The sequence below is a fragment of the Cryptocyanus atlanticus LEGE 06306 genome (assembly GCF_056633155.1).
Map to the genome: position 1 here is coordinate 68,860 of NZ_JBSJOZ010000004.1, position 17,400 is coordinate 86,259.

Annotated in this window: 23 protein-coding genes; 15 read left to right on the top strand and 8 right to left on the bottom strand. The window is 70.7% G+C overall.

Annotated elements, in window-relative coordinates:
* Positions 1–578: 578 nt before the first annotated feature.
* Positions 579–845: a peptidoglycan DD-metalloendopeptidase family protein gene (locus ACWJI7_RS05975; RefSeq protein ID WP_479936180.1), complete on the bottom strand. Its 267-nt coding sequence runs from the start codon at positions 843–845 to the stop codon at positions 579–581.
* A 228-nt stretch (positions 846–1,073) separates the two neighbouring features.
* Between ACWJI7_RS05975 and ACWJI7_RS05980 the strand changes: the two genes are divergently transcribed.
* Positions 1,074–1,931 carry a class I SAM-dependent methyltransferase gene (locus ACWJI7_RS05980; RefSeq protein ID WP_479936181.1) on the top strand — a complete coding sequence of 286 codons (858 nt, stop codon included), beginning with the start codon at positions 1,074–1,076 and terminating at the stop codon, positions 1,929–1,931.
* Here the strand turns inward: ACWJI7_RS05980 and ACWJI7_RS05985 are convergent.
* The gene (locus ACWJI7_RS05985; protein ID WP_479936183.1) at positions 1,894–2,781 is read right to left on the bottom strand and encodes a hypothetical protein; all 888 of its coding nucleotides are present in this window, start codon (positions 2,779–2,781) and stop codon (positions 1,894–1,896) included. The genes ACWJI7_RS05980 and ACWJI7_RS05985 overlap by 38 nt on opposite strands.
* On the opposite strand from ACWJI7_RS05985, the gene ACWJI7_RS05990 reads away from it, so the two are divergent.
* The 3 genes from ACWJI7_RS05990 to ACWJI7_RS06000 are packed head-to-tail and all read left to right on the top strand — an operon-like array spanning position 2,765 to position 4,899.
* Positions 2,765–3,637: an NAD-dependent epimerase/dehydratase family protein gene (locus tag ACWJI7_RS05990; protein WP_479936184.1), complete on the top strand. Its 873-nt coding sequence runs from the start codon at positions 2,765–2,767 to the stop codon at positions 3,635–3,637. The genes ACWJI7_RS05985 and ACWJI7_RS05990 overlap by 17 nt on opposite strands.
* A gap of 30 nt (positions 3,638–3,667) precedes the next feature.
* Positions 3,668–4,279, top strand: coding sequence for a PCC domain-containing protein (locus tag ACWJI7_RS05995; RefSeq protein ID WP_479936186.1), 612 nt, complete (start codon positions 3,668–3,670; stop codon positions 4,277–4,279).
* The gene (locus tag ACWJI7_RS06000; protein ID WP_479936187.1) at positions 4,276–4,899 is read left to right on the top strand and encodes a hypothetical protein; all 624 of its coding nucleotides are present in this window, start codon (positions 4,276–4,278) and stop codon (positions 4,897–4,899) included. The genes ACWJI7_RS05995 and ACWJI7_RS06000 overlap by 4 nt, the downstream gene beginning before the upstream one ends.
* On the opposite strand, the gene ACWJI7_RS06005 is transcribed toward ACWJI7_RS06000, so the two are convergent.
* Complete coding sequence (locus ACWJI7_RS06005; RefSeq protein WP_479936189.1) at positions 4,820–5,242, bottom strand: YccF domain-containing protein; 423 nt, start codon at positions 5,240–5,242, stop codon at positions 4,820–4,822. The two genes, ACWJI7_RS06000 and ACWJI7_RS06005, sit on opposite strands and share 80 nt — an antisense overlap.
* Before the next feature lie 218 nt (positions 5,243–5,460).
* Between ACWJI7_RS06005 and ACWJI7_RS06010 the strand changes: the two genes are divergently transcribed.
* The 4 genes from ACWJI7_RS06010 to bchD all read left to right on the top strand — a co-directional run bounded on the left by ACWJI7_RS06010 (position 5,461) and on the right by bchD (position 9,798).
* Positions 5,461–6,414, top strand: a complete 954-nt coding sequence (locus ACWJI7_RS06010; RefSeq protein ID WP_479936191.1) for an orange carotenoid protein N-terminal domain-containing protein — start codon at positions 5,461–5,463, stop codon at positions 6,412–6,414.
* On the top strand, positions 6,411–7,226 hold the full coding sequence (locus ACWJI7_RS06015) for a fatty acid desaturase (RefSeq protein WP_479936193.1): 816 nt from the start codon (positions 6,411–6,413) through the stop codon (positions 7,224–7,226). Before ACWJI7_RS06010 ends, ACWJI7_RS06015 begins: the two co-directional genes overlap by 4 nt.
* A gap of 24 nt (positions 7,227–7,250) precedes the next feature.
* On the top strand, positions 7,251–7,580 hold the full coding sequence (locus tag ACWJI7_RS06020) for a hypothetical protein (protein ID WP_479936195.1): 330 nt from the start codon (positions 7,251–7,253) through the stop codon (positions 7,578–7,580).
* A gap of 88 nt (positions 7,581–7,668) precedes the next feature.
* Positions 7,669–9,798, top strand: coding sequence for a magnesium chelatase ATPase subunit D (gene bchD / locus ACWJI7_RS06025; protein WP_479936197.1), 2,130 nt, complete (start codon positions 7,669–7,671; stop codon positions 9,796–9,798).
* A 12-nt stretch (positions 9,799–9,810) separates the two neighbouring features.
* On the opposite strand, the gene ACWJI7_RS06030 is transcribed toward bchD, so the two are convergent.
* Both ACWJI7_RS06030 and ACWJI7_RS06035 read right to left on the bottom strand, forming a co-directional pair.
* Complete coding sequence (locus ACWJI7_RS06030) at positions 9,811–10,770, bottom strand: MlaD family protein (RefSeq protein WP_479936199.1); 960 nt, start codon at positions 10,768–10,770, stop codon at positions 9,811–9,813.
* A gap of 6 nt (positions 10,771–10,776) precedes the next feature.
* Positions 10,777–11,595, bottom strand: a complete 819-nt coding sequence (locus ACWJI7_RS06035) for an ABC transporter ATP-binding protein (RefSeq protein ID WP_479936200.1) — start codon at positions 11,593–11,595, stop codon at positions 10,777–10,779.
* A gap of 159 nt (positions 11,596–11,754) precedes the next feature.
* Here ACWJI7_RS06035 and ACWJI7_RS06040 point away from each other — a divergent pair, with 159 nt between their 5' ends.
* The gene (locus ACWJI7_RS06040) at positions 11,755–13,125 is read left to right on the top strand and encodes a gluconeogenesis factor YvcK family protein (protein ID WP_479936451.1); all 1,371 of its coding nucleotides are present in this window, start codon (positions 11,755–11,757) and stop codon (positions 13,123–13,125) included.
* Between the two features lie 62 nt (positions 13,126–13,187).
* On the opposite strand, the gene ACWJI7_RS06045 is transcribed toward ACWJI7_RS06040, so the two are convergent.
* From ACWJI7_RS06045 to ACWJI7_RS06055, 3 genes are read right to left on the bottom strand one after another with little or no spacing between them, the layout of a single operon-like run.
* Entirely contained in the window at positions 13,188–13,769 is a 582-nt protein-coding gene (locus ACWJI7_RS06045) for an NAD(P)H-quinone oxidoreductase subunit J (RefSeq protein WP_479936202.1), read from the bottom strand.
* On the bottom strand, positions 13,762–14,547 hold the full coding sequence (gene nuoB / locus ACWJI7_RS06050) for an NADH-quinone oxidoreductase subunit NuoB (protein ID WP_479936203.1): 786 nt from the start codon (positions 14,545–14,547) through the stop codon (positions 13,762–13,764). Before nuoB ends, ACWJI7_RS06045 begins: the two co-directional genes overlap by 8 nt.
* A gap of 52 nt (positions 14,548–14,599) precedes the next feature.
* Positions 14,600–14,962, bottom strand: coding sequence for an NAD(P)H-quinone oxidoreductase subunit 3 (locus ACWJI7_RS06055; protein ID WP_479936453.1), 363 nt, complete (start codon positions 14,960–14,962; stop codon positions 14,600–14,602).
* An 87-nt stretch (positions 14,963–15,049) separates the two neighbouring features.
* Between ACWJI7_RS06055 and ACWJI7_RS06060 the strand changes: the two genes are divergently transcribed.
* From ACWJI7_RS06060 to ACWJI7_RS06085, 6 genes are all read left to right on the top strand, one after another.
* Positions 15,050–15,508 carry a rubredoxin gene (locus ACWJI7_RS06060; protein ID WP_479936204.1) on the top strand — a complete coding sequence of 153 codons (459 nt, stop codon included), beginning with the start codon at positions 15,050–15,052 and terminating at the stop codon, positions 15,506–15,508.
* A 5-nt stretch (positions 15,509–15,513) separates the two neighbouring features.
* A complete protein-coding gene (locus ACWJI7_RS06065) occupies positions 15,514–16,509 on the top strand; it encodes a photosynthesis system II assembly factor Ycf48 (RefSeq protein ID WP_479936205.1) in 996 nt (331 codons plus the stop codon).
* Between the two features lie 112 nt (positions 16,510–16,621).
* Positions 16,622–16,870 carry a cytochrome b559 subunit alpha gene (psbE, locus tag ACWJI7_RS06070; RefSeq protein WP_479936207.1) on the top strand — a complete coding sequence of 83 codons (249 nt, stop codon included), beginning with the start codon at positions 16,622–16,624 and terminating at the stop codon, positions 16,868–16,870.
* Positions 16,871–16,873: 3 nt separating this feature from the next.
* Complete coding sequence (gene psbF, locus ACWJI7_RS06075; RefSeq protein ID WP_479936209.1) at positions 16,874–17,011, top strand: cytochrome b559 subunit beta; 138 nt, start codon at positions 16,874–16,876, stop codon at positions 17,009–17,011.
* Between the two features lie 8 nt (positions 17,012–17,019).
* Positions 17,020–17,139, top strand: coding sequence for a photosystem II reaction center protein PsbL (gene psbL / locus ACWJI7_RS06080; RefSeq protein ID WP_186697418.1), 120 nt, complete (start codon positions 17,020–17,022; stop codon positions 17,137–17,139).
* Between the two features lie 15 nt (positions 17,140–17,154).
* On the top strand, positions 17,155–17,355 hold the full coding sequence (locus ACWJI7_RS06085) for a photosystem II reaction center protein J (protein ID WP_479936211.1): 201 nt from the start codon (positions 17,155–17,157) through the stop codon (positions 17,353–17,355).
* Positions 17,356–17,400: the final 45 nt, after the last annotated feature.

Genomic DNA, 17,400 nt, shown 5'->3' on the forward strand with positions numbered 1-17,400 from the left:
GGGGCTGTCAATCCGGTTGTCCCGCTGAAGCCGTGTCACCCTGGCGACTTCGAGCCCCAAGCCGCCTTTCCCGCCGGACTGCGCTCCATCCACCACGAAGCGCGCGGCTCGTGGGTGCTGCTCGGTACTGCTGCGCGGAAGCCTGCGGCTCCGTGCGGGAACACCGCAAGCTCGCAGCCGATTCCTGCGGCGTTCGATCCGGAGCTGGCGGCGGCGGTGAGAGGCACGAGCGGAGAGCTCGATCCGGCATCGGACTCCACATGCCCTGGGGCCCCTGCAGGAATGCCATGGACGTCGCCATCGAGCCCAGCGAAGGACAGGCCTTCGTTCTGGCTGAGGCGGCCCGGCAGCGCAACGTGCCCCGGGAGGACCCGGCTGCCGCCGCCATTCGAGGTCTGCTGAGCCTCCAAACCGCCGACGTCGAAGTCGCGGCATCGAGGGTGCAGGCCAGGAATCAGGGGCTTCCTGGAGAACGTGGCCTCGCTTGGCTCTTCCCGGCGTACCCCCGGGAAGCCGGTGATGATGACGCTACACCGCCAGGGCCGAGATTCGGCGCCTCCTGGGGAAACCTGCTGGGCTCAGGGAAGGAGGTCTCCGGCGATGGCGCCACCGGCGGGAGATGCGGGCAGCAGGGGGGTGGGATCGACCGCCACCAGATCCTGAGGGTGCCGTTGGCGCAGTTCCAGGGGCTGGCCGGCCCCCACCCTCTCGGCTGGCTCCACCGAGGCCTGCTGCAGGTGGGCGTAGAAGCTCGACCAATCCCCACCGTGATCGATCAGTACCGTGAGGCCGTAGCCATCGATCACGGCCACCCGCTGCACCCGGCCGGCCTGCACGGCCAGCACCGCGGTGCCCTCGGGCGCGACCGATCCAGCCCCAGGGGTCCTGCTCCGAGGCCCCGACGGCCCGGGCTCGGCATCGCCGGACCCGGGGAACCGGCGACGGCCGCCCAGGCCTGGCGGCTGCGCTGCCTTTCGGCAGGAGCGCCGGCAGCTGCCGGCCGGAGTGACCCTGGCCTACGGCGCCGATCGTGGGCCTCCTGCCATGCTGCTTCCACCACTGGCAGCCCTGGAATGACCAGCACGGGGGAAGCGATCCGCTTCTCCGATGGGGCGGCCTACGACCGCTTCATGGGGGTGTGGAGTCGGCTGGTGGGGAGCGCCTTTCTCGACTGGCTCGCGCCCGCGCCGGATCGGCGCTGGCTCGATGTGGGCTGCGGCAACGGTGCCTTCACCCGGCTGGTGGCGGAGCGCTGCGCCCCTCGGGCCCTGGAGGGCGTGGATCCCTCCGAGGCCCAGCTCAGCTTCGCCCGCCAGCACCCGGCGCTGGGGGGCGCCCGCTTCCAACTCGGGGATGCGATGGCCCTGCCCTGCCGGTCCGACGCTTTTGAGATCGCCGTGATGCCCCTAGTGATCTCCTTCGTTCCCGACCCCGCCCGCGCCCTGGCGGAAATGGTCCGGGTGGTGTCCCCCTCCGGAACGGTGGCCGCCTACGTCTGGGACATGGCCCACGGAGGGTTCCCCTACCGGGATGTGCGATCCGCCCTGGAGGAGATGGGCCGCATCCCGCCGAGGCCGCCGAGCCCGGATGCCTCCCGCCAGGAGAGGCTGGAGGAGCTGTGGATGGGCTGCGGGCTGGAGCGGATCGAGACGCGGCAGATCTCGGTGCAACGCACCTTTTCCGGCTTTGCCGACCTCTGGAGCACCCTGCTGGACGGACCGAGCGCCGGGCAGACCCTCGCCACCCTGACGGAGCAGGAACAGCTACGGGTTCAGGAACGGCTGCGCAGCCTCTGGCAGGCGCCGGGGGAGGAACCGATCACCCTCACGGCCCGGGCCCATGCGATCCGGGGCACGGTGCCGGACCGGCCCGAAAGCAGGGCCAGCGGCAGCGTCAGGGCCGCCGGAACCGTCGCAGCTCCCAGGCCGTGAGCCGCTGCTCAGCGTCGTGGAGCAGGCTCACCTGGTGGAAGTGATCGGCGTCGAACCGGCAGCCCACCTCCAGCCGGAAGGCCCCCGGCGGCAGCTGCTCCGGCAGGGAGCAGAGCAGGCCATCGGCGAAGCCGGCGTTGAGGCTGCCGCAACAGAAGCTGTCGGGGCGGAAGGGCTCGCACGACAGCGGCTCCGGATCGGTGGCGGGCCAGTGATGGGGCTCGAGGCGCTCCAGCTGGCCGGGCCAGCCCTCCTGCTCCGCCAGCACCGCCCGCCAGTCGCCGGCCGGGGGCCGGGGCGGATCGGGCCGGGGCGCCAGGCTGCAGCGGAAGGGCACCACCCCCAGGCTCCGCAACCGCCAGCCGGAGGCCCCGGCCCGGCCGGGCTCGGGCTCCGGCTCGGGCTCCGGCCGGGCGTAGAGCAGCACCAGCATCGAGCGGGCCCGCCCCCGGAACAGGTTCACCTCATGGCCGAAGCGCGGTTGCCGCGGATCCACCGCCAGGCTCGACTGGCCGGCGGCACCACGGAACTGCCAGCACTGGCCGCCCCGGTTGTAGCTGGCGCGGGAGAGGGGCAGCTGCCGCCGGCCCTCCGGAGCGAAGCGCAGGCCACGGCCGTCCCAGAGGCCGGTGTCGGCGTCCGAAAAACGGATGGAGTAGCAGGTGTCGGCCACCGATGTGCTGGGCCCGGAGAGATCCAGCGCGCCGCTGGCGCGGCGCTCATACCAGTGGCTGGGGCCGCACCAGCGGCCCTCGAAGTTGAGCCGGTTGAGCTCCCACTGGCGGTCGTGGCCGGTCATGCCCCCTAGCTTGCCGCGCACATGCTGGGCCCAGATGCGGATCACGATCATCGGCTGCGGCTACGTGGGCTCGGCGCTGGCACGGCACTGGCGCGCCCGGGGCCGGCACTGGCTGCGGGTCACCACCACCCGGGCGGAGCGGGTGTCCGAGCTGTCCGAGCTGGCCGAGGCGGTGCAGGTGCTCGACGCCGCCAACCCCGACGACCTCCTGCTGGCGCTCCAGGACAGTGAGGCGGCCGTGTTCTGCCTGGCACCCACCGGCGACAGGCCGGTGGGTGCCGACGGCTACGAGGCCACCTTCCTGCGCCCAATGGAGACCCTGGCGGCCGTGGTGAGCCGCCTGCCCGGACTCCGGCAGCTCGTGTACACCAGCAGCTGCTCGGTGTACGGCACCGCCGACGGCCTGCTGGAGGAGGACACCCCCCTGCAGCCCCGCGACCGGCACGGCGAGATCCTGTGCGACGCCGAAACGGTGCTGCTCGGCTGCCGCGCCCCCGGCCGCCGCGTCGCGATCGCGCGCCTGGGGGCGATCTACGGCCCCGGGCGGGACCTTCCGGAGCGGTTCCGTCCCCTGGCGGGCCGGCGCCGCCAGGGGGATGGCGCCGCCGTCACCAGCTGGATCCACCGCGACGACGTGGTGGCGGCCCTGGCCCATGCGGTGGAGCCGGGCCTCGACGGGGTCGTCAACCTGGTGGATGACGCGCCGATCCGCGTGCGCGACCTGATTGATCTCAGCTGCCGCGCCGCCGGCCTTGAGCCGGTGATCTGGGAGGCCGAGGCCCCTGCCGACGCTGGGGCCGCCGGCGGGCGCCGGGTGTCCAACCGCCGGCTGCACGCCCTGGGCCTCCAGCTGCAGCACCCCCGGCTGCCGCTGCTCGACGGGATGCCGGCGGAGCCTCCCCGGTAGCCTGGCCCCCAGCCTTCGACCGTCCCGCCGATGCGTTCCGTGCCCCTCCATCTGCTGCCCGGCAGCGACCTGCGCCTGGCGCTGGAGCAGCTGGCAGTGGAGCACGACGCGTCCGGATTCGTGCTCGGCGTGGTGGGCAACCTGTCGCAGGCCGCCTTCCAGTGCCCCGGCAAGCCGGACCCCACCGTGCTCCAGGGGGAGCTGGAGATCATCACCCTGCAGGGCACCCTGGCCCCCGCCGGAGTGCACCTGCACCTGAGCCTTTCCGATGCGGATTGCCAGGTGTGGGGCGGCCACCTCGAACCCGGCAGCCTGGTGCTCAAGGGCGCCGACCTGCTGGTGGGGCTGCTCGACAGCCCGCTGCCGGCTCCCGCTCCGGCTGGTGTGGACGCCGAATCCAGGGCCCAGGCAGCGGCTGGCCCCGCCGAGCCGCGGGTCACGATCGCCGTGCGGCACGGCTGCCCCTGGTCCTGGCGCGCCCTGCGCCTGCTGCGCGGTCTGGGCATTCCCCACCAGGTGATCGAGCCCGAGGGTGAGGGCAGCGTGCCCCAGGTGTTCATCGACGGGGTCCTGCTCGGCGGCTACGACGCCCTGGCCGAGTCCCACGGCAAGGGAGAACTGGAACCCCTGCGCCAGGGATGACCGCGGGGATCTCCCCCCTGCAGCTCTCCACCCTGGCGGACTGCGCCCTGGTGATCGGCGGCTATCCCCGCTTCCGCTACGACGCCCGCGGCGGTGGGGGCAGCGGCGAGCTGGGGCCGGCCGCTGCCGCCGGGGGGCGATCCCTGCGGTTCGAGCCTGCCGCACTCACGATCCCGCCCCTCGAGGGGCGCAGCACCCGCCTGCTGGGCCTCCCCCTGCCGCCGGGCCTGCGCATCGCCATCGAGCCGGAGCGGCTGACCGGCTGCCTCGAAGCCGCCGGCGGCGCGCTGACGCTGCGCTTCACGGCCCGGTTCCTGTTCTCGCTGGGTTCCCTCTACCGCGCCCCGGCCCTGCGGGTCGACACCGAACTGACCACCGGGGCGGTGTCCAGCCGGCGGCACCGGATCCGTGGCCAGCCCCTGACCGCCGACGGCACGGCCCGGCTGGTGGGGGTGGCCACGATCGAGCCCTGCGGCGAGGGTTGGCTGGATCGCTTCCTGGGCCTGCCCGATGAGGCCCTGGCGACGCTCCACTGCCGCGTCAGCCCGCCGCCTGGGGACGCGTCCCGCGCGGCACCACCTGCAGACCGATCGGAGCCAGGGCGATCAGGGCCAGCTTGATGTGCTGGATCCCGAAGGGAATCCCGATGATCGACACGAAGCAGGCCAGGGCGGAGCCGAGGTGGCCGATCGCCAGCCACCAGCCCGCCAGCAGGAACCAGATCACGTTGCCCACCAGCCCCAGGGGGCCGGTGCCCAGGTCGGTGCGGCCGGTGAGCTCCCGGCGGCTGATCGCCTCGTAGCCGAACGGCCAGAAGGAGAAGTTGCCGATCACGAAGCAGGCCCGCGCCCAAGGCAGCCCCACGACCGTGATCGCGGCCACCAGGCCAGCCAGCCACCAGCCCAGCCCCATCACGAAGCCACCGAGCACGAACCAGAGAACGTTGAGCAGGAAGCGAAGCATGGCTCCAGCCTGGCGTGGATCCGGCCCCCAGCCTCTCACCGCTTTCGTCGCACGGTCCTGGGCGGGTGGAGGATGGGACGGGCGAATCCAGCGGTTCCCGCTGGAGCTTGGCAGCCCCTGTAGCCACGGGCACATGTTGCAATCAAATTTTATATACCAGATTCGGCCCGCTTCCGCTAGGCTTCGCAAGCTTCTTTAACAAAAGGGATCGACTGCGCATGTTCACGCTCGAGAAGGCCGCCCAGATCTTTCCTGACACCCTCTCGGCGGACGCCGTTCCTGCCATCACCGCCCGCTTCCGGCTGCTCAGCGCCGAAGACCAGCTGGCCCTGATCTGGTACGCCTACCTGGAGATGGGCAAAACCATCACCATCGCCGCCCCCGGCGCCGCCCGCATGCAGTTCGCGGAGCTCACACTCGCCCAGATCAAGGGCATGGGCTTCCCCGAGCAGAGCCAGGTGATGTGCGATCTGGCCAACCGGTCGGATACCCCGATCGGCCGCACCTATGCCGCCTGGTCGGTGAACATCAAGCTCGGGTTCTGGTATCAGCTCGGCGAATGGATGGCCGCCGGCCTGGTGGCGCCGATTCCCCAGGGCTACCAGCTCTCCGCCAATGCCGCCTCCGTGCTGAGCTCCCTCAAGGGCGTGGAGCAGGGCCAGCAGATCACCCTGCTGCGCAACTTCGTGGTCGACATGGGCTACGACCCCGCCAAGGGTGAAGGCCAACGGATGATGGAGCCGGTGGTGGCCCCCACCCCGGAAGAGCAGCGCACCAAGGTGTCGATCAGCGGGATCGATAACCCCACGGTGATCGCCTACATGGATTTGCTCAACGCCAACGACTTCAACAGCCTGATTGAGCTCTTCCTCCCCGACGGCGCCCTGCAGCCCCCCTTCCAGAAGCCGATCGTCGGCAAGGAGGCCGTGCTGAGCTTCTTCCGCGAAGACTGCCAGAACCTGCGGCTGCTGCCCGAATCCGGCTACGCCGAGCCCGCCGATGGGGAATTCACCCAGATCAAGGTCACCGGCAAGGTCCAGACCCCCTGGTTCGGCGCCGGTGTGGGCATGAATGTGGCCTGGCGCTTCCTGCTCAGCCCCGACGGGAAGATCTATTTCGTGGCCATCGACCTGCTCGCCTCCCCGGCCGAACTGCTCAAGTTCGCCCGTTGAGCCTCGCCCCAGGCAGCGGAGCCGCCCCGGACGCGGGCGGCACCCGCACCGGCCTGGTGCTGGCCGCTCTGATCCTGCTGGCCTGGACGGCCAGCCTCGTGGTGCTGCTGCCAGCCGACCGGGCCGCCCTCCCCGGCCCGCTGCTGGCCCTGGCCGTGCTGATCCGCTCGGTGCTCCACACCGGCCTGTTCATCGTCGGCCACGACGCCATGCACGGCCTGCTGCTCCCGGGCCGACCCCGGGCCAACCACCGGCTGGGGCAACTGGCCCTGGGGCTCTACGGCTGCCTGCCCTACGGCCTTTGCCGCGCCAACCACATCCGCCACCACCAGGCCCCCGGCACGGCCCACGACCCCGACCACCGGCCCGATCCAGACCGGGGGCCGCTGCGCTGGTACCTCCACTTCCTGGCGGGCTATCTCTCCAGCGGCCAGATGGGGCTGCTGCTGGCCTTCTGGGGCCTGCTGATCGGGGCCGCGGCGGCAGGGTCCGGCCCCGGGGCCATCCGGGCCGGCCTGCTCCATGGAGTGCTGTTCTGCATCCTGCCCCTGCTGCTGAGCTCGCTGCAGCTGTTTGTCTTTGGCACCTATCTGCCCCACCGGGATTGGGCCGGCACGGGCAACCGTCACCACGCCCGCAGTCTGGAGCTGCCGGAGTGGCTGTCCCTGCTGGCCTGTTATCACTTCGGCTACCACTGGGAGCACCACGAGTTTCCCTCGAGGGCGTGGTTTCAGCTGCCCCGCCAGCGGGCAGTCCGCCCCCACCCCCCACCCCCGAGCGATCGGCTCGCGGCCCCATCGGCTCCCCATTAGGGTCCATCATCGCAAGAGAGATCCATGGTGGAAGCGGCGTTGATCGGCTGGACCGAGGCGGAACAGGCCATTGCCGAGCAGGCCTTCAGCACGGCCTACGGACGGGCCATCGAAACGCTGATCGGCACCGTGCGCCACCAGGCCAATTCGATGCATTCCGCCGAATCGCTCTGGCGTCTTCACGACTATCTGAGCACCCAGCGCCATGTGATCGAAGGCCGTTTCGACATGCGCCTCGACGGCATCCTCTTCGTCTTCGCCAACCTGGTCAAGGAAGAATTGCTGCATCTCGAAGAACTGAACGGCCTCGATGCCGGCAAGCTCGCCAAGATCAAGGCGATGTCGCGCTTCTAGGCGGCGCCCCGGCCGGGCGGCACCCGCCCGGATGCCCGGGGAGTGATCCTCCAGACTGAAGGCCTCCCCTTCCGCCAACCGCCCCCCCATGGTCGCCAGCGGGACTGCCGCCTCCGGACCCCGTGCCGGCCACGCCGCCGCCCGCGCCTTCCCGCTGGCGGCGATCACCGGCCACGGCACCCTCAAGCTGGCCCTGCTGCTGGCGGCCGTGGATCCCGGCCTGGGCGGGGTGGTGATCGCCGGGGGCCGCGGCACCGGCAAATCGGTGCTGGCCCGCGGCCTCCATGCCCTGCTGCCCCCGATCGACGTGCTCGACCTGGGCGATGCCTGCCGCCGCCTCAACGTCGATCCCCAGCGCCCCGACGACTGGGACGCCGCGGTGCACAGCCGCATCACCGATCTGGGCGGGGATCCCACGGGCACCGATTCCGCGGCGCTGCTGCCCACCGCGGTGATCCCGGCCCCGTTCATCCAGGTGCCCCTCGGCGTCACCGAGGACCGCCTGGTGGGCTCGGTGGACGTGGCCGCCTCCCTGAGCGCCGGCGCGCCGGTGTTCCAGCCCGGCCTGCTGGCCGAAGCCCACCGGGGCGTGCTCTACATCGATGAACTCAACCTGCTCGACGACGGCCTCACGAACCTGCTGCTGGCGGCGGTGGGCAGCGGCGTCAACCGGATCGAGCGCGAGGGCCTCAGCCTCTCCCATCCCTGCCGCTCCCTGCTGATCGCCACCTACAACCCCGAGGAGGGGGCGGTGCGCGACCACCTGCTCGACCGCTTCGCCATCGCCCTCTCGGCCAACCAGCTGCTGGAAATCGAGCAGCGGGTGGCGATCACCAGCTCCGCCCTCGATCACGGCGCCTCCAGCGAAGCCTTCCGCACCCGCTGGCAGGAGGAGACCGACGGCCTGGCCACCCAGCTGCTGCTGGCGCGCCAGTGGCTGCCCGACGTGACGATCGCCCGCGAGCAGATCGCCTACCTGGTCAACGAGGCCCTCCGTGGCGGCGTGGAGGGACACCGCTCCGAGCTCTACGCCGTGCGGGTGGCCCGGGCCCACGCGGCCCTGAGCGGCCGCGATGCGGTGGAGCCCGACGACCTGCAGGTGGCCGTGCGGCTGGTGATCGCCCCGCGGGCCCTGCAAGTGCCGCCGCCCGATCCCGAGCAACCGCTGGAGCCGCCGCCACCGCCGCCGCCCCAGGGGGAGCAGCCGCCCGAGCCCGACAGCCCCGAGCCGCCCGAGCAGGAACCGCCGGAGCCCGACAGCGACGACGACCGGGCGGACGACGACCCCGACGACGACAGCCCCGAGGACCAGGCCCCCCCCCAGGTGCCTGAAGAGTTCCTGCTCGATCCCGAGGCGATCGCCATCGATCCCGATCTGCTGCTCTTCGCCGCCGCCAGATCCCGCAGCGGCGGCAGCGGCAAGCGCTCGGTTGTGCTCTCCGACTCCCGCGGCCGCTACGTCAAGCCGATGCTGCCCCGCGGCCCCGTGCGCCGCATCGCCGTGGATGCCACCCTGCGGGCCGCCGCCCCCTATCAGAAAGCGCGCCGGGCCCGAGAGCCCCACCGGGCCGTGATCGTGGAGGAGGGCGACCTGCGGGCCAAGCAGCTACAGCGCAAGGCCGGCTCCCTGGTGATCTTCCTGGTGGATGCCAGCGGCTCGATGGCCCTCAACCGCATGCAGAGCGCCAAGGGGGCCGTGATCCGCCTGCTCACCGAGGCCTACCAGAACCGCGATGAAGTCGCCCTGATCCCCTTCCGCGGCGAGCAGGCCGAGGTGCTGCTGCCCCCCACCCGCTCGATCACCGCCGCCCGCCGCCGGCTCGAATCAATGCCCTGCGGCGGCGGCTCCCCACTTGCCCACGGCCTCACCCAGGCGGCCCGGGTGGCGGCCAACGCCCTGGCCACCGGCGACCTCGGCCAGGTGGTGGTGGTGGCGATCACCGATGGCCGCGGCAACGTGCCCCTCGGGCGCTCCCTGGGCCAGCCCCAGCTGGAGGGGGAGGAGCCCGTCGACCTCAAGGAGGAGGTGATCCAGGTGGCCGGCCGCTTCCGGGCCCTGGGGATCAGGCTGCTGGTGATCGACACCGAGCGCAAGTTCATCGGCAGCGGCATGGGCAAGGACCTGGCCGAAGCCGCCGGCGGCAAGTACGTGCAGCTGCCCAAGGCCAGTGACCAGGCGATCGCCGCCATCGCCATGGAGGCCGTCGCCGGCCTCTGAACAGCGGAGGGCTCAGCGGGGCCCGGGCGCGGCCTTCGTCCCCGTTTTCTCCTGTTGCGCCTTGTCGCGGGCCAGGCCCGTCTGGGCCGGGTAGAGCTCATCGAAGAGCTGGCCCAGCCCGATCGCCACGCTGCGCACCCCGTCCATGAACTCGGCGTCACTGGTGAGCTTGTTCACGTCGCCGCCCACGGCATCGATGCGGGCGGTGAGGCGCTCGGCGTTGCCCACGGTGGCCTTGAGCTCCGCCAGGGTTCTCGGGTTGTCCAGCGCGGCGGTGAGGTTGCGCACATGACGGCTGGCCGCCGCGGCTTCGGCGGTGGCGGTGTTCAGGTTCGCCAGGATCGGATCGGCCTTCCCCACCGCCCGTTTCAGCTCCTCCACCAGGCGCTGGGCGTTCTTGAGGAAGGCCGTGGCCTCCTTGGAGGTGGCATCGAAACTGCGGGTGGTGCGCGCCAGCTGGGGCACCACCTGTTCCTGGTCCACCTGGGCCAGCAACCGTTGCATCAGTTCGGTGACCGTGCTCAGGCTGGCGGCGGTCACCCCTTCGAGCTTGGAGCCGGCACAGACCATGACGGCGTTGTCGCAGTCCTCGTCGCGGGGGAGGGGGGCGCTGGTGGGCAGGGGGTTGCCCAGGCTCACCAGCGCCACCTGGGCGTCACCGCCCAGCAGGGATCCGGTCTGCACCTGGGCCTTGGTCGGGCGCGCCAGCTGCAGGGTGGGATCGGTGATCTCCAGTTCCGCCGTCACGGCCGAACTGGAGGGCTCGATGCTGATCACCGAGCCCACCTGAACGCCCCGGTAGATCACCGGGGAGCGGTCGGCCAGCCCGGCCGCATCGCTGAAGCTGACCTGCACCGTCCAGTTGTCGCGGCTGAGCGAGATGCCCCGCAGCCAGATCCAGAACCCCGCCCCTCCGGCCACGGCCGCCAGCAGCGAAAATCCGACGATGGCTTCTCGCACGCTGCGGCGCATGGGCCTTCAGAGCTCCGCCGGTTGCATCGGGCCGCTCAGACTACCCGTTCTGAACTGCCGCACATACGGGTTCTCGGTTCGGGCGAACTCCTCGACCCCGCCGAGCCAGCGCAGTTCGCCCCCGTAGAGCATCGCCACCCGCTCGGCCGTGCGCAGGATCGTGCTCATCACGTGGCTCACCACCACCGAGCAGCCCGCCGCCATCCGGGAGGTGGTGACGATCAGATCCTCGATGCGGGTGCAGGCCACCGGATCCAGGCCGGCAGTGGGTTCATCGAACAGCAGCACCGGATGCTGGTTGAAGGAGCGACCGGGATCCTCGATCAGGGCTCGCGCGAAGCTCACCCGCTTCTGCATGCCGCCGCTCAGCTCCCCGGGGAGGAGTTCCTCGATCCCGGAGAGGCCCACCGCCTCGAGGGCGTGGGCGACCTGCTGGCGGATCCGGGCCTCCGGCAGGCGGCTGTGGCGATAGAGCAGAAAGCCCACGTTCTCCCGCACGGTGAGCGAGCCCAGCAGGGCCGGGTTCTGGAACACCAGCCGCACGTCCGGGGGTCGGCGCTGGTCCAGCCGCAGGTAGAGCTGGGGAACGCCCTGGATGCGCAGGGTACCGGAAGTGGGCAGCAGCAGCCCGGCCAGGATGCGCAGCACGGTGGATTTCCCCGTCCCCGACGGACCCACCACGGCCAGGCGTTCCCCGGCCCGCAGGCTCAGGTCGAGCCGGTCGAGCACAAGGTTGGACCCCCAGCGCATGCTCACCCCTTCCAGCTCCAGCACCGGAGCCTCCGGGTCAAACACCGGGGGGACGCCCCGGGCCGGGGTTGGCATGGGACGGGCCCTGCGGAGACGGAACTGGTTCATGCTGGCCTTTCATCCGTACAGTTCCGCAAGCCCTGTGCTGTGGCGGTACGCCCCAACGGCTTGAATTCCCCGCGCCCCCAGCCGACCTCCGCACCGCCGCCCCGCCCGGTCCGGCGTCCCCTCTGGATGGGGCGCGGCGAGCGGCGCCGGCAGGATCTGGTCAGCCGCTCCCGGCGGGCAGTGCGCTGGCTGCAACCCGGTCTGGTGGTGAAGCGGTGGGTGGTCACCTCCGGCCTCGGGCTCATGCTGGCCCTAGTGGGCGCCGCCATCCTGGCCGATCTGAAGCCGATCTACTGGATTCTCGAATCCCTCACCTGGCTGATCTCCGCCGTGGCGCGGGTGCTGCCCCGGGAATACACCGGTCCGCTGGTGCTGATCGCCGGGGTGGCCCTGGTGATCTGGGGCCAGAGCCGCAGTTTCGGGTCCATCCAGCAGGCCCTGGCCCCGGAGAAGGACACCGTGCTGGTGGATGCCCTGCTGGCCCAGCGGCGGCTCAACCGCGGCCCCAGCATCGTGGCGATCGGCGGCGGCACCGGCCTCTCCACCCTGCTGAGCGGGCTGAAGCGCTACAGCGGCAACATCACCGCCATCGTCACCGTGGCCGACGATGGCGGCAGCAGCGGGGTGCTGCGGCGGGAGTTCGGCGTGCAGCCGCCGGGCGACATCCGCAACTGTCTGGCCGCCCTCGCCCGGGAGGAGCCCCTGCTCACCCGCCTGTTCCAGTACCGCTTCCGATCGGGCAGCGGGCTGGAGGGCCACAGCTTCGGCAACCTCTTCCTCACCGCGCTCACGGCCATCACCGGCAGCCTGGAATCGGCCATCACCGCCAGCAGCCGGGTGCTGGCGGTGCAGGGGCAGGTGGTGCCGGCCACCAATGCCGATGTGCGCCTCTGGGCGGAGCTGGAGAACGGGGATCGTATCGAAGGGGAGTCGTGCATCGGCCATTCCCCCAGCCCGATCGTGCGGCTCGGCTGCAGCCCGGAGCGGCCGCCGGCCCTGCCGCGGGCGATCGAGGCGATCGCCCACGCCGATCTGATCGTGCTCGGCCCCGGCAGCCTCTACACCTCCCTGTTGCCGAACCTGCTGGTCCCCGAACTGGTGGAGGCGATCAGCCGCAGCAAGGCCCCGCGGCTCTACATCTGCAATCTGATGACCCAGCCGGGCGAAACCGACCACCTGGACGTGGAGGGGCATCTGCGGGCGATCGAATCCCAGCTGGCCAGCCTCGGCGTGGACCAGCGCCTGTTTCCAGCAGTGCTGGCCCAGGAGAATCCGGGCGATCCCCAGCTGGTGCAGGCGTACCTGGCCCGGGGCGCCGAACCCGTGCTCTGTGATCGGGCCAAGCTGCGCAGCCAGGGCTACGAAGTGATGGAAGCCTCCCTCCAGGGCCTGCGCCCCGGCCCGACCCTCCGTCACGATCCGCGCAGCCTCTCCCACGCCGTGATGCGCTTCTACCGCAAACACAAGGGGGACAAGAGCATCCTGCCGGTGCTCTGAGGGTCCTGCAGAGCGGCTGCGAAGTCGGCCCCACGGGTGCCCCGCGGCCCGGCCGGCCGGGCTCAGTGGGCGTCCTGCATCTCGTAGAACTCGGGCTGGACGTAATCCTTGCGCAGGGGGAAGCCCTTCCAGTCCTCCGGCATCAGCAGCCGCTTCGGGTGGGGGTGGCCCTCGAAGCTGATCCCGAACATGTCGAAGGTTTCCCGCTCCTGCCAGTCCGCCCCGCGGAACAGGCCGTAGAGGGTGGGGATGGTGAGGATGCCGTCGCGCTGCAGGAACACCTTGAGCCGCACCTCCTCGGGGGCGCTGCCGGGGGCCGGGCTGGGATCGGCCCCCGTCCCCAGCTTGACCAGGTGATAGAAGCTGACCAGTCGCCCCCCGGGGCCTTCGTCGTAGCCGCCCTGGCACTGGAGGTAGTCAAAGCCGGTGGCCTTGAGGGCCGCAGCCACCACCGGCAGGAACAGGGGCTCCACCGCGATCAGCTCGACGCCGAGGTGATCGGGGGGCAGGGGCTCATGCTCGAAGCCCTGGCCCGAAAGCCACTGGCTGATGGGACCCGCCGGCGCTGGGGTGAGTTCGGCGGTGTCGGCAGCGGCGGCCGGGCTCGGCTCCGGAGCCGCCGGCTGGGAGGTGGGATCAGGCATCGCTGGAGAAGGCGCGGCTGGGGTCCGGGGCGGGGGCCCCGGCGAGTTCGGCGGCGGCGGGGGCCGCCATGGGCAGACCGGCGGCGGCGGCAAGGGCGGCCTGCTGGGTCTCGGCGCGCAGGTAGGCGCCGGTCACGATCGGCTCCACCGCCCTGAGGGCATGGTCGATCGTGAGATAGCGATGGGTGGGGAGATTCAGGCCCCGCTCCGCCAGGGCTTCATTGCCCACTTTCTTGCGAAGCTTGATCACCGCATCGAAGATCGCCTCCGGCCGCGGCGGGCAGCCGGGGATGTAGAGATCCACCGGGATCAGCTTGTCCACCCCCCGCACGGCCGTGGTGGAGTCGGCGCTGAACATGCCGCCGGTGATCGTGCAGGCACCCATGGCGATCACGTACTTGGGCTCGGGCATCTGCTCGTAGAGCCGCACCAGGGCCGGTGCCATCTTCATGGTGATCGTGCCGGCGGTGATCAGCAGATCCGCCTGGCGGGGGCTGGAGCGGGGCACCAGGCCGAAACGGTCGAAGTCGAACCGGGAGCCGATCAGGGCCGCGAACTCGATGAAGCAGCAGGCGGTGCCGTAGAGCAGGGGCCAGAGGCTGCTGAGCCGGGCCCAGTTGTGGAGGTCATCCAGGCTGGTGAGGATCACGTTCTCGGACAGATCCGAGGTGACCGACGGGGCTCCGACGGGCGAGCAGCTGGAGGCCCGCAGATCGCGCAGGGCCTCGATCGAGAGCGGGGCCTCGCCGGGCGCGGTGGGGGAAGGGGAGAGGGTCATGCGTCGACTCGGTTCGGTTCCAGGCGGCAGGCGCGGTGGGGTTCCGGGAAGCTCAGCTCCATTCGAGGGCGCCCTTGCGCCAGGCGTAGGCCAGGGCCACCACCAGGATCGCGATGAAGATGAGCGCTTCGATGAAGGCCAGCAGACCCAGGCGATGGAAGGCCACCGCCCAGGGATAGAGGAACACGGTCTCGACATCGAAGATGACGAAGACCAGTGCGAACATGTAATAACGGATGTTGAACTGGATCCAGGCCCCGCCGATCGGCTCCATGCCCGATTCATAGGTGAGCCGTCGCTCGCCGCCTCGGGAGCTGGGCGCCACCAGTTTGTTGACGACGATGGCCAGCACCGGGACCGCCGCCGAGATCAGCAGGAAGCCCAGAAAGGCGTCATAGCCGGGCAGGACGAACATGGAGGGGGCCGAGCTGGCGCGCAGTCTGGCATCCATCGGCTGGAACCGCCTGGATAGAGTCACCGCTGACGGCACAGGGCCCAAGCCATGGTCAACGGGCAGCACAGTGACGCGACGGAGCCCCCGGAGGCGGCCCCCGACTCCCAGCCCCCCGTGGAGGTCTCCGACTCCCGGCCCGCCGCTGTCGCCACGGGCGATCCCCCCGCCGCCGACGGCGAATCCGCCGACGACCCCGACACCCACCGCTTCGAGTGCCGCAGCTGCGGGTTCGTCTTCGACCCCGATGAGGGGATCCGCAAGCTGGCGATCCCCCCCGGCACCCCCTTCTCGGCCCTCGATCCGATCGGCTTCCGCTGTCCCGTCTGCCGCAGCCGCGTCGGCGCCTTCAAGGATATCGGCCCCCGCAGCAAGCCCAGCGGCTTCGAGCAGAACCTCAACTTCGGCCTGGGGGTGAACACCCTCACCCCTGGCCAGAAGAACGTGCTGATCTTCGGAGGTTTCGCCCTGGCGTTCGCCTTCTTCCTCTCCCTCTATTCCCTTCGCTGAGCCCCGTGAACCGCCTGCTCTCCTCTCTGCTGGGCCTGGTGCTGGCCGCGGGCCTCACCTTCGGACTCTCCGGCTGCGTCACCACCGGCGTGCCCCTGGCCAGCGCGAGCCCCTGGGAGGCCGTGCCGCTGGCCACCCGCTCCAATCCGCTCGATCTGGCCTTCACCGATGAGAACCACGGCTTCCTGGTGGGCAGCAACCGGCTGATCCTCGAGACCGGCGATGGCGGCGCCAGCTGGGAGGAACGCTCCCTCGACCTGCCCGAGGACGAGAACTTCCGGTTGATCAGCATCGACTTCAACGGCCGGGAGGGCTGGATCGTCGGCCAGCCGGGCCTGCTGCTGCGCAGCGGCGATGGCGGCGCCAGCTGGGAACGCCTGCTGCTCGACACCAAGCTGCCCGGCGACCCCTATCTGATCACCGCCCTCGGACCGCAGCGGGCCGAGCTGGCCACCAACGTGGGCGCGATCTACCGCACCACCGATGGCGGGTCCAGCTGGCAGGCCGACGTGGGTGATGCGGCCGGCGCCGTGCGGGACCTGCGCCGCGACCCCGGGGGCCGCTACGTGAGCGTCTCGAGCCTCGGCAATTTCTTCGCCACCTGGCAACCGGGCCTGGAGCGCTGGGAACCCCACCAGCGGATCAGCAGCCAGCGCCTGCAGAGCATGGGCTTCCAGCCCGACGGCAACCTCTGGATGGTCACCCGCGGCGCCCAGCTCCGCTTCAACCCCGACGCCGCCGATGTGGAGGACTGGAGCAAGCCGGTGATCCCGATCACCAACGGCTACGGCTATCTGGACATGGCCTGGGATCCCGACGGAGCCATCTGGGCCGGGGGCGGCAGCGGCACCCTGCTGGTGAGCCGCGACGGGGGCTCCAGCTGGCAGAAGGATCCGCTCGGCGCCAGCCAGCCCACCAACTTCACCCGTTTCGTCTTCCCCGGGGACGGCAAGGGGTTCGTGCTCGGGGAGCGGGGCAGCCTGCTGCGCTGGGTGGGCTGAGCTCTCCCCCTCCCTCCGCCCGGGACTGCGTCCCTCTGTAACCAACCGGCGGCCCCCATCCCGGCTCCGCCGGCCCAGCGTTTAAGATCACGTAGCTGAATTGCCCGCTGCCATGGCTGCCGGCTCCACCGGAGAACGTCCGTTCTTCGAGATCATCACGAGCATCCGTTACTGGGTCATCCACGCCGTCACCTTGCCGGCGATCTTTCTGGCGGGCTTCCTGTTCGTCTCCACGGGCCTCGCCTACGACGCCTTCGGCACTCCCCGCCCGGATGCCTATTTCCAGGCGCAGGAACTCAAGGCCCCCGTCGTGAGCCAGCGCTACGAAGGTAAAGACCAGCTCGATCTGCGCTTGGATTGATTCATGAGCCAGTCTCCGACCAGCACCACGCCGCGCAACTATCCGATCTTCACGGTTCGGTGGCTGTCGCTTCATGCGCTGGGTATCCCCACGGTCTTCTTCCTGGGTGCCCTGGCGGCCATGCAGTTCGTCCGCCGCTGATTTTCGCCATGCAGCGCAATCCGAATCCGAACAATCTGCCGGTTGAGCTCAACCGCACCAGCCTCTATCTGGGGCTGCTGCTGGTGTTCGTCACCGGGGTTCTCTTCACCAGTTATTTCTTCAACTGATCGGACCTTCCAGTCATGAGTGGCAAGAAATCAGCTCTTCCTGACGGTCGCATTCCAGATCGTCTTCCCGACGGCCGCCCCGTCGTGGCCTGGCGCAGCCGCTGGACCGAAGGGGTTTTGCCCCTCTGGCTCGTGGCCACCGCCGGCGGCATCGCCGTGATCTTCGTGGTGGGCCTGTTCTTCTACGGCTCCTACGTGGGTGTCGGTTCGGCCTGAATTCAGGCCTCCCCTCCCGTCTGTTCACCCGGGCTCCGATTGGGG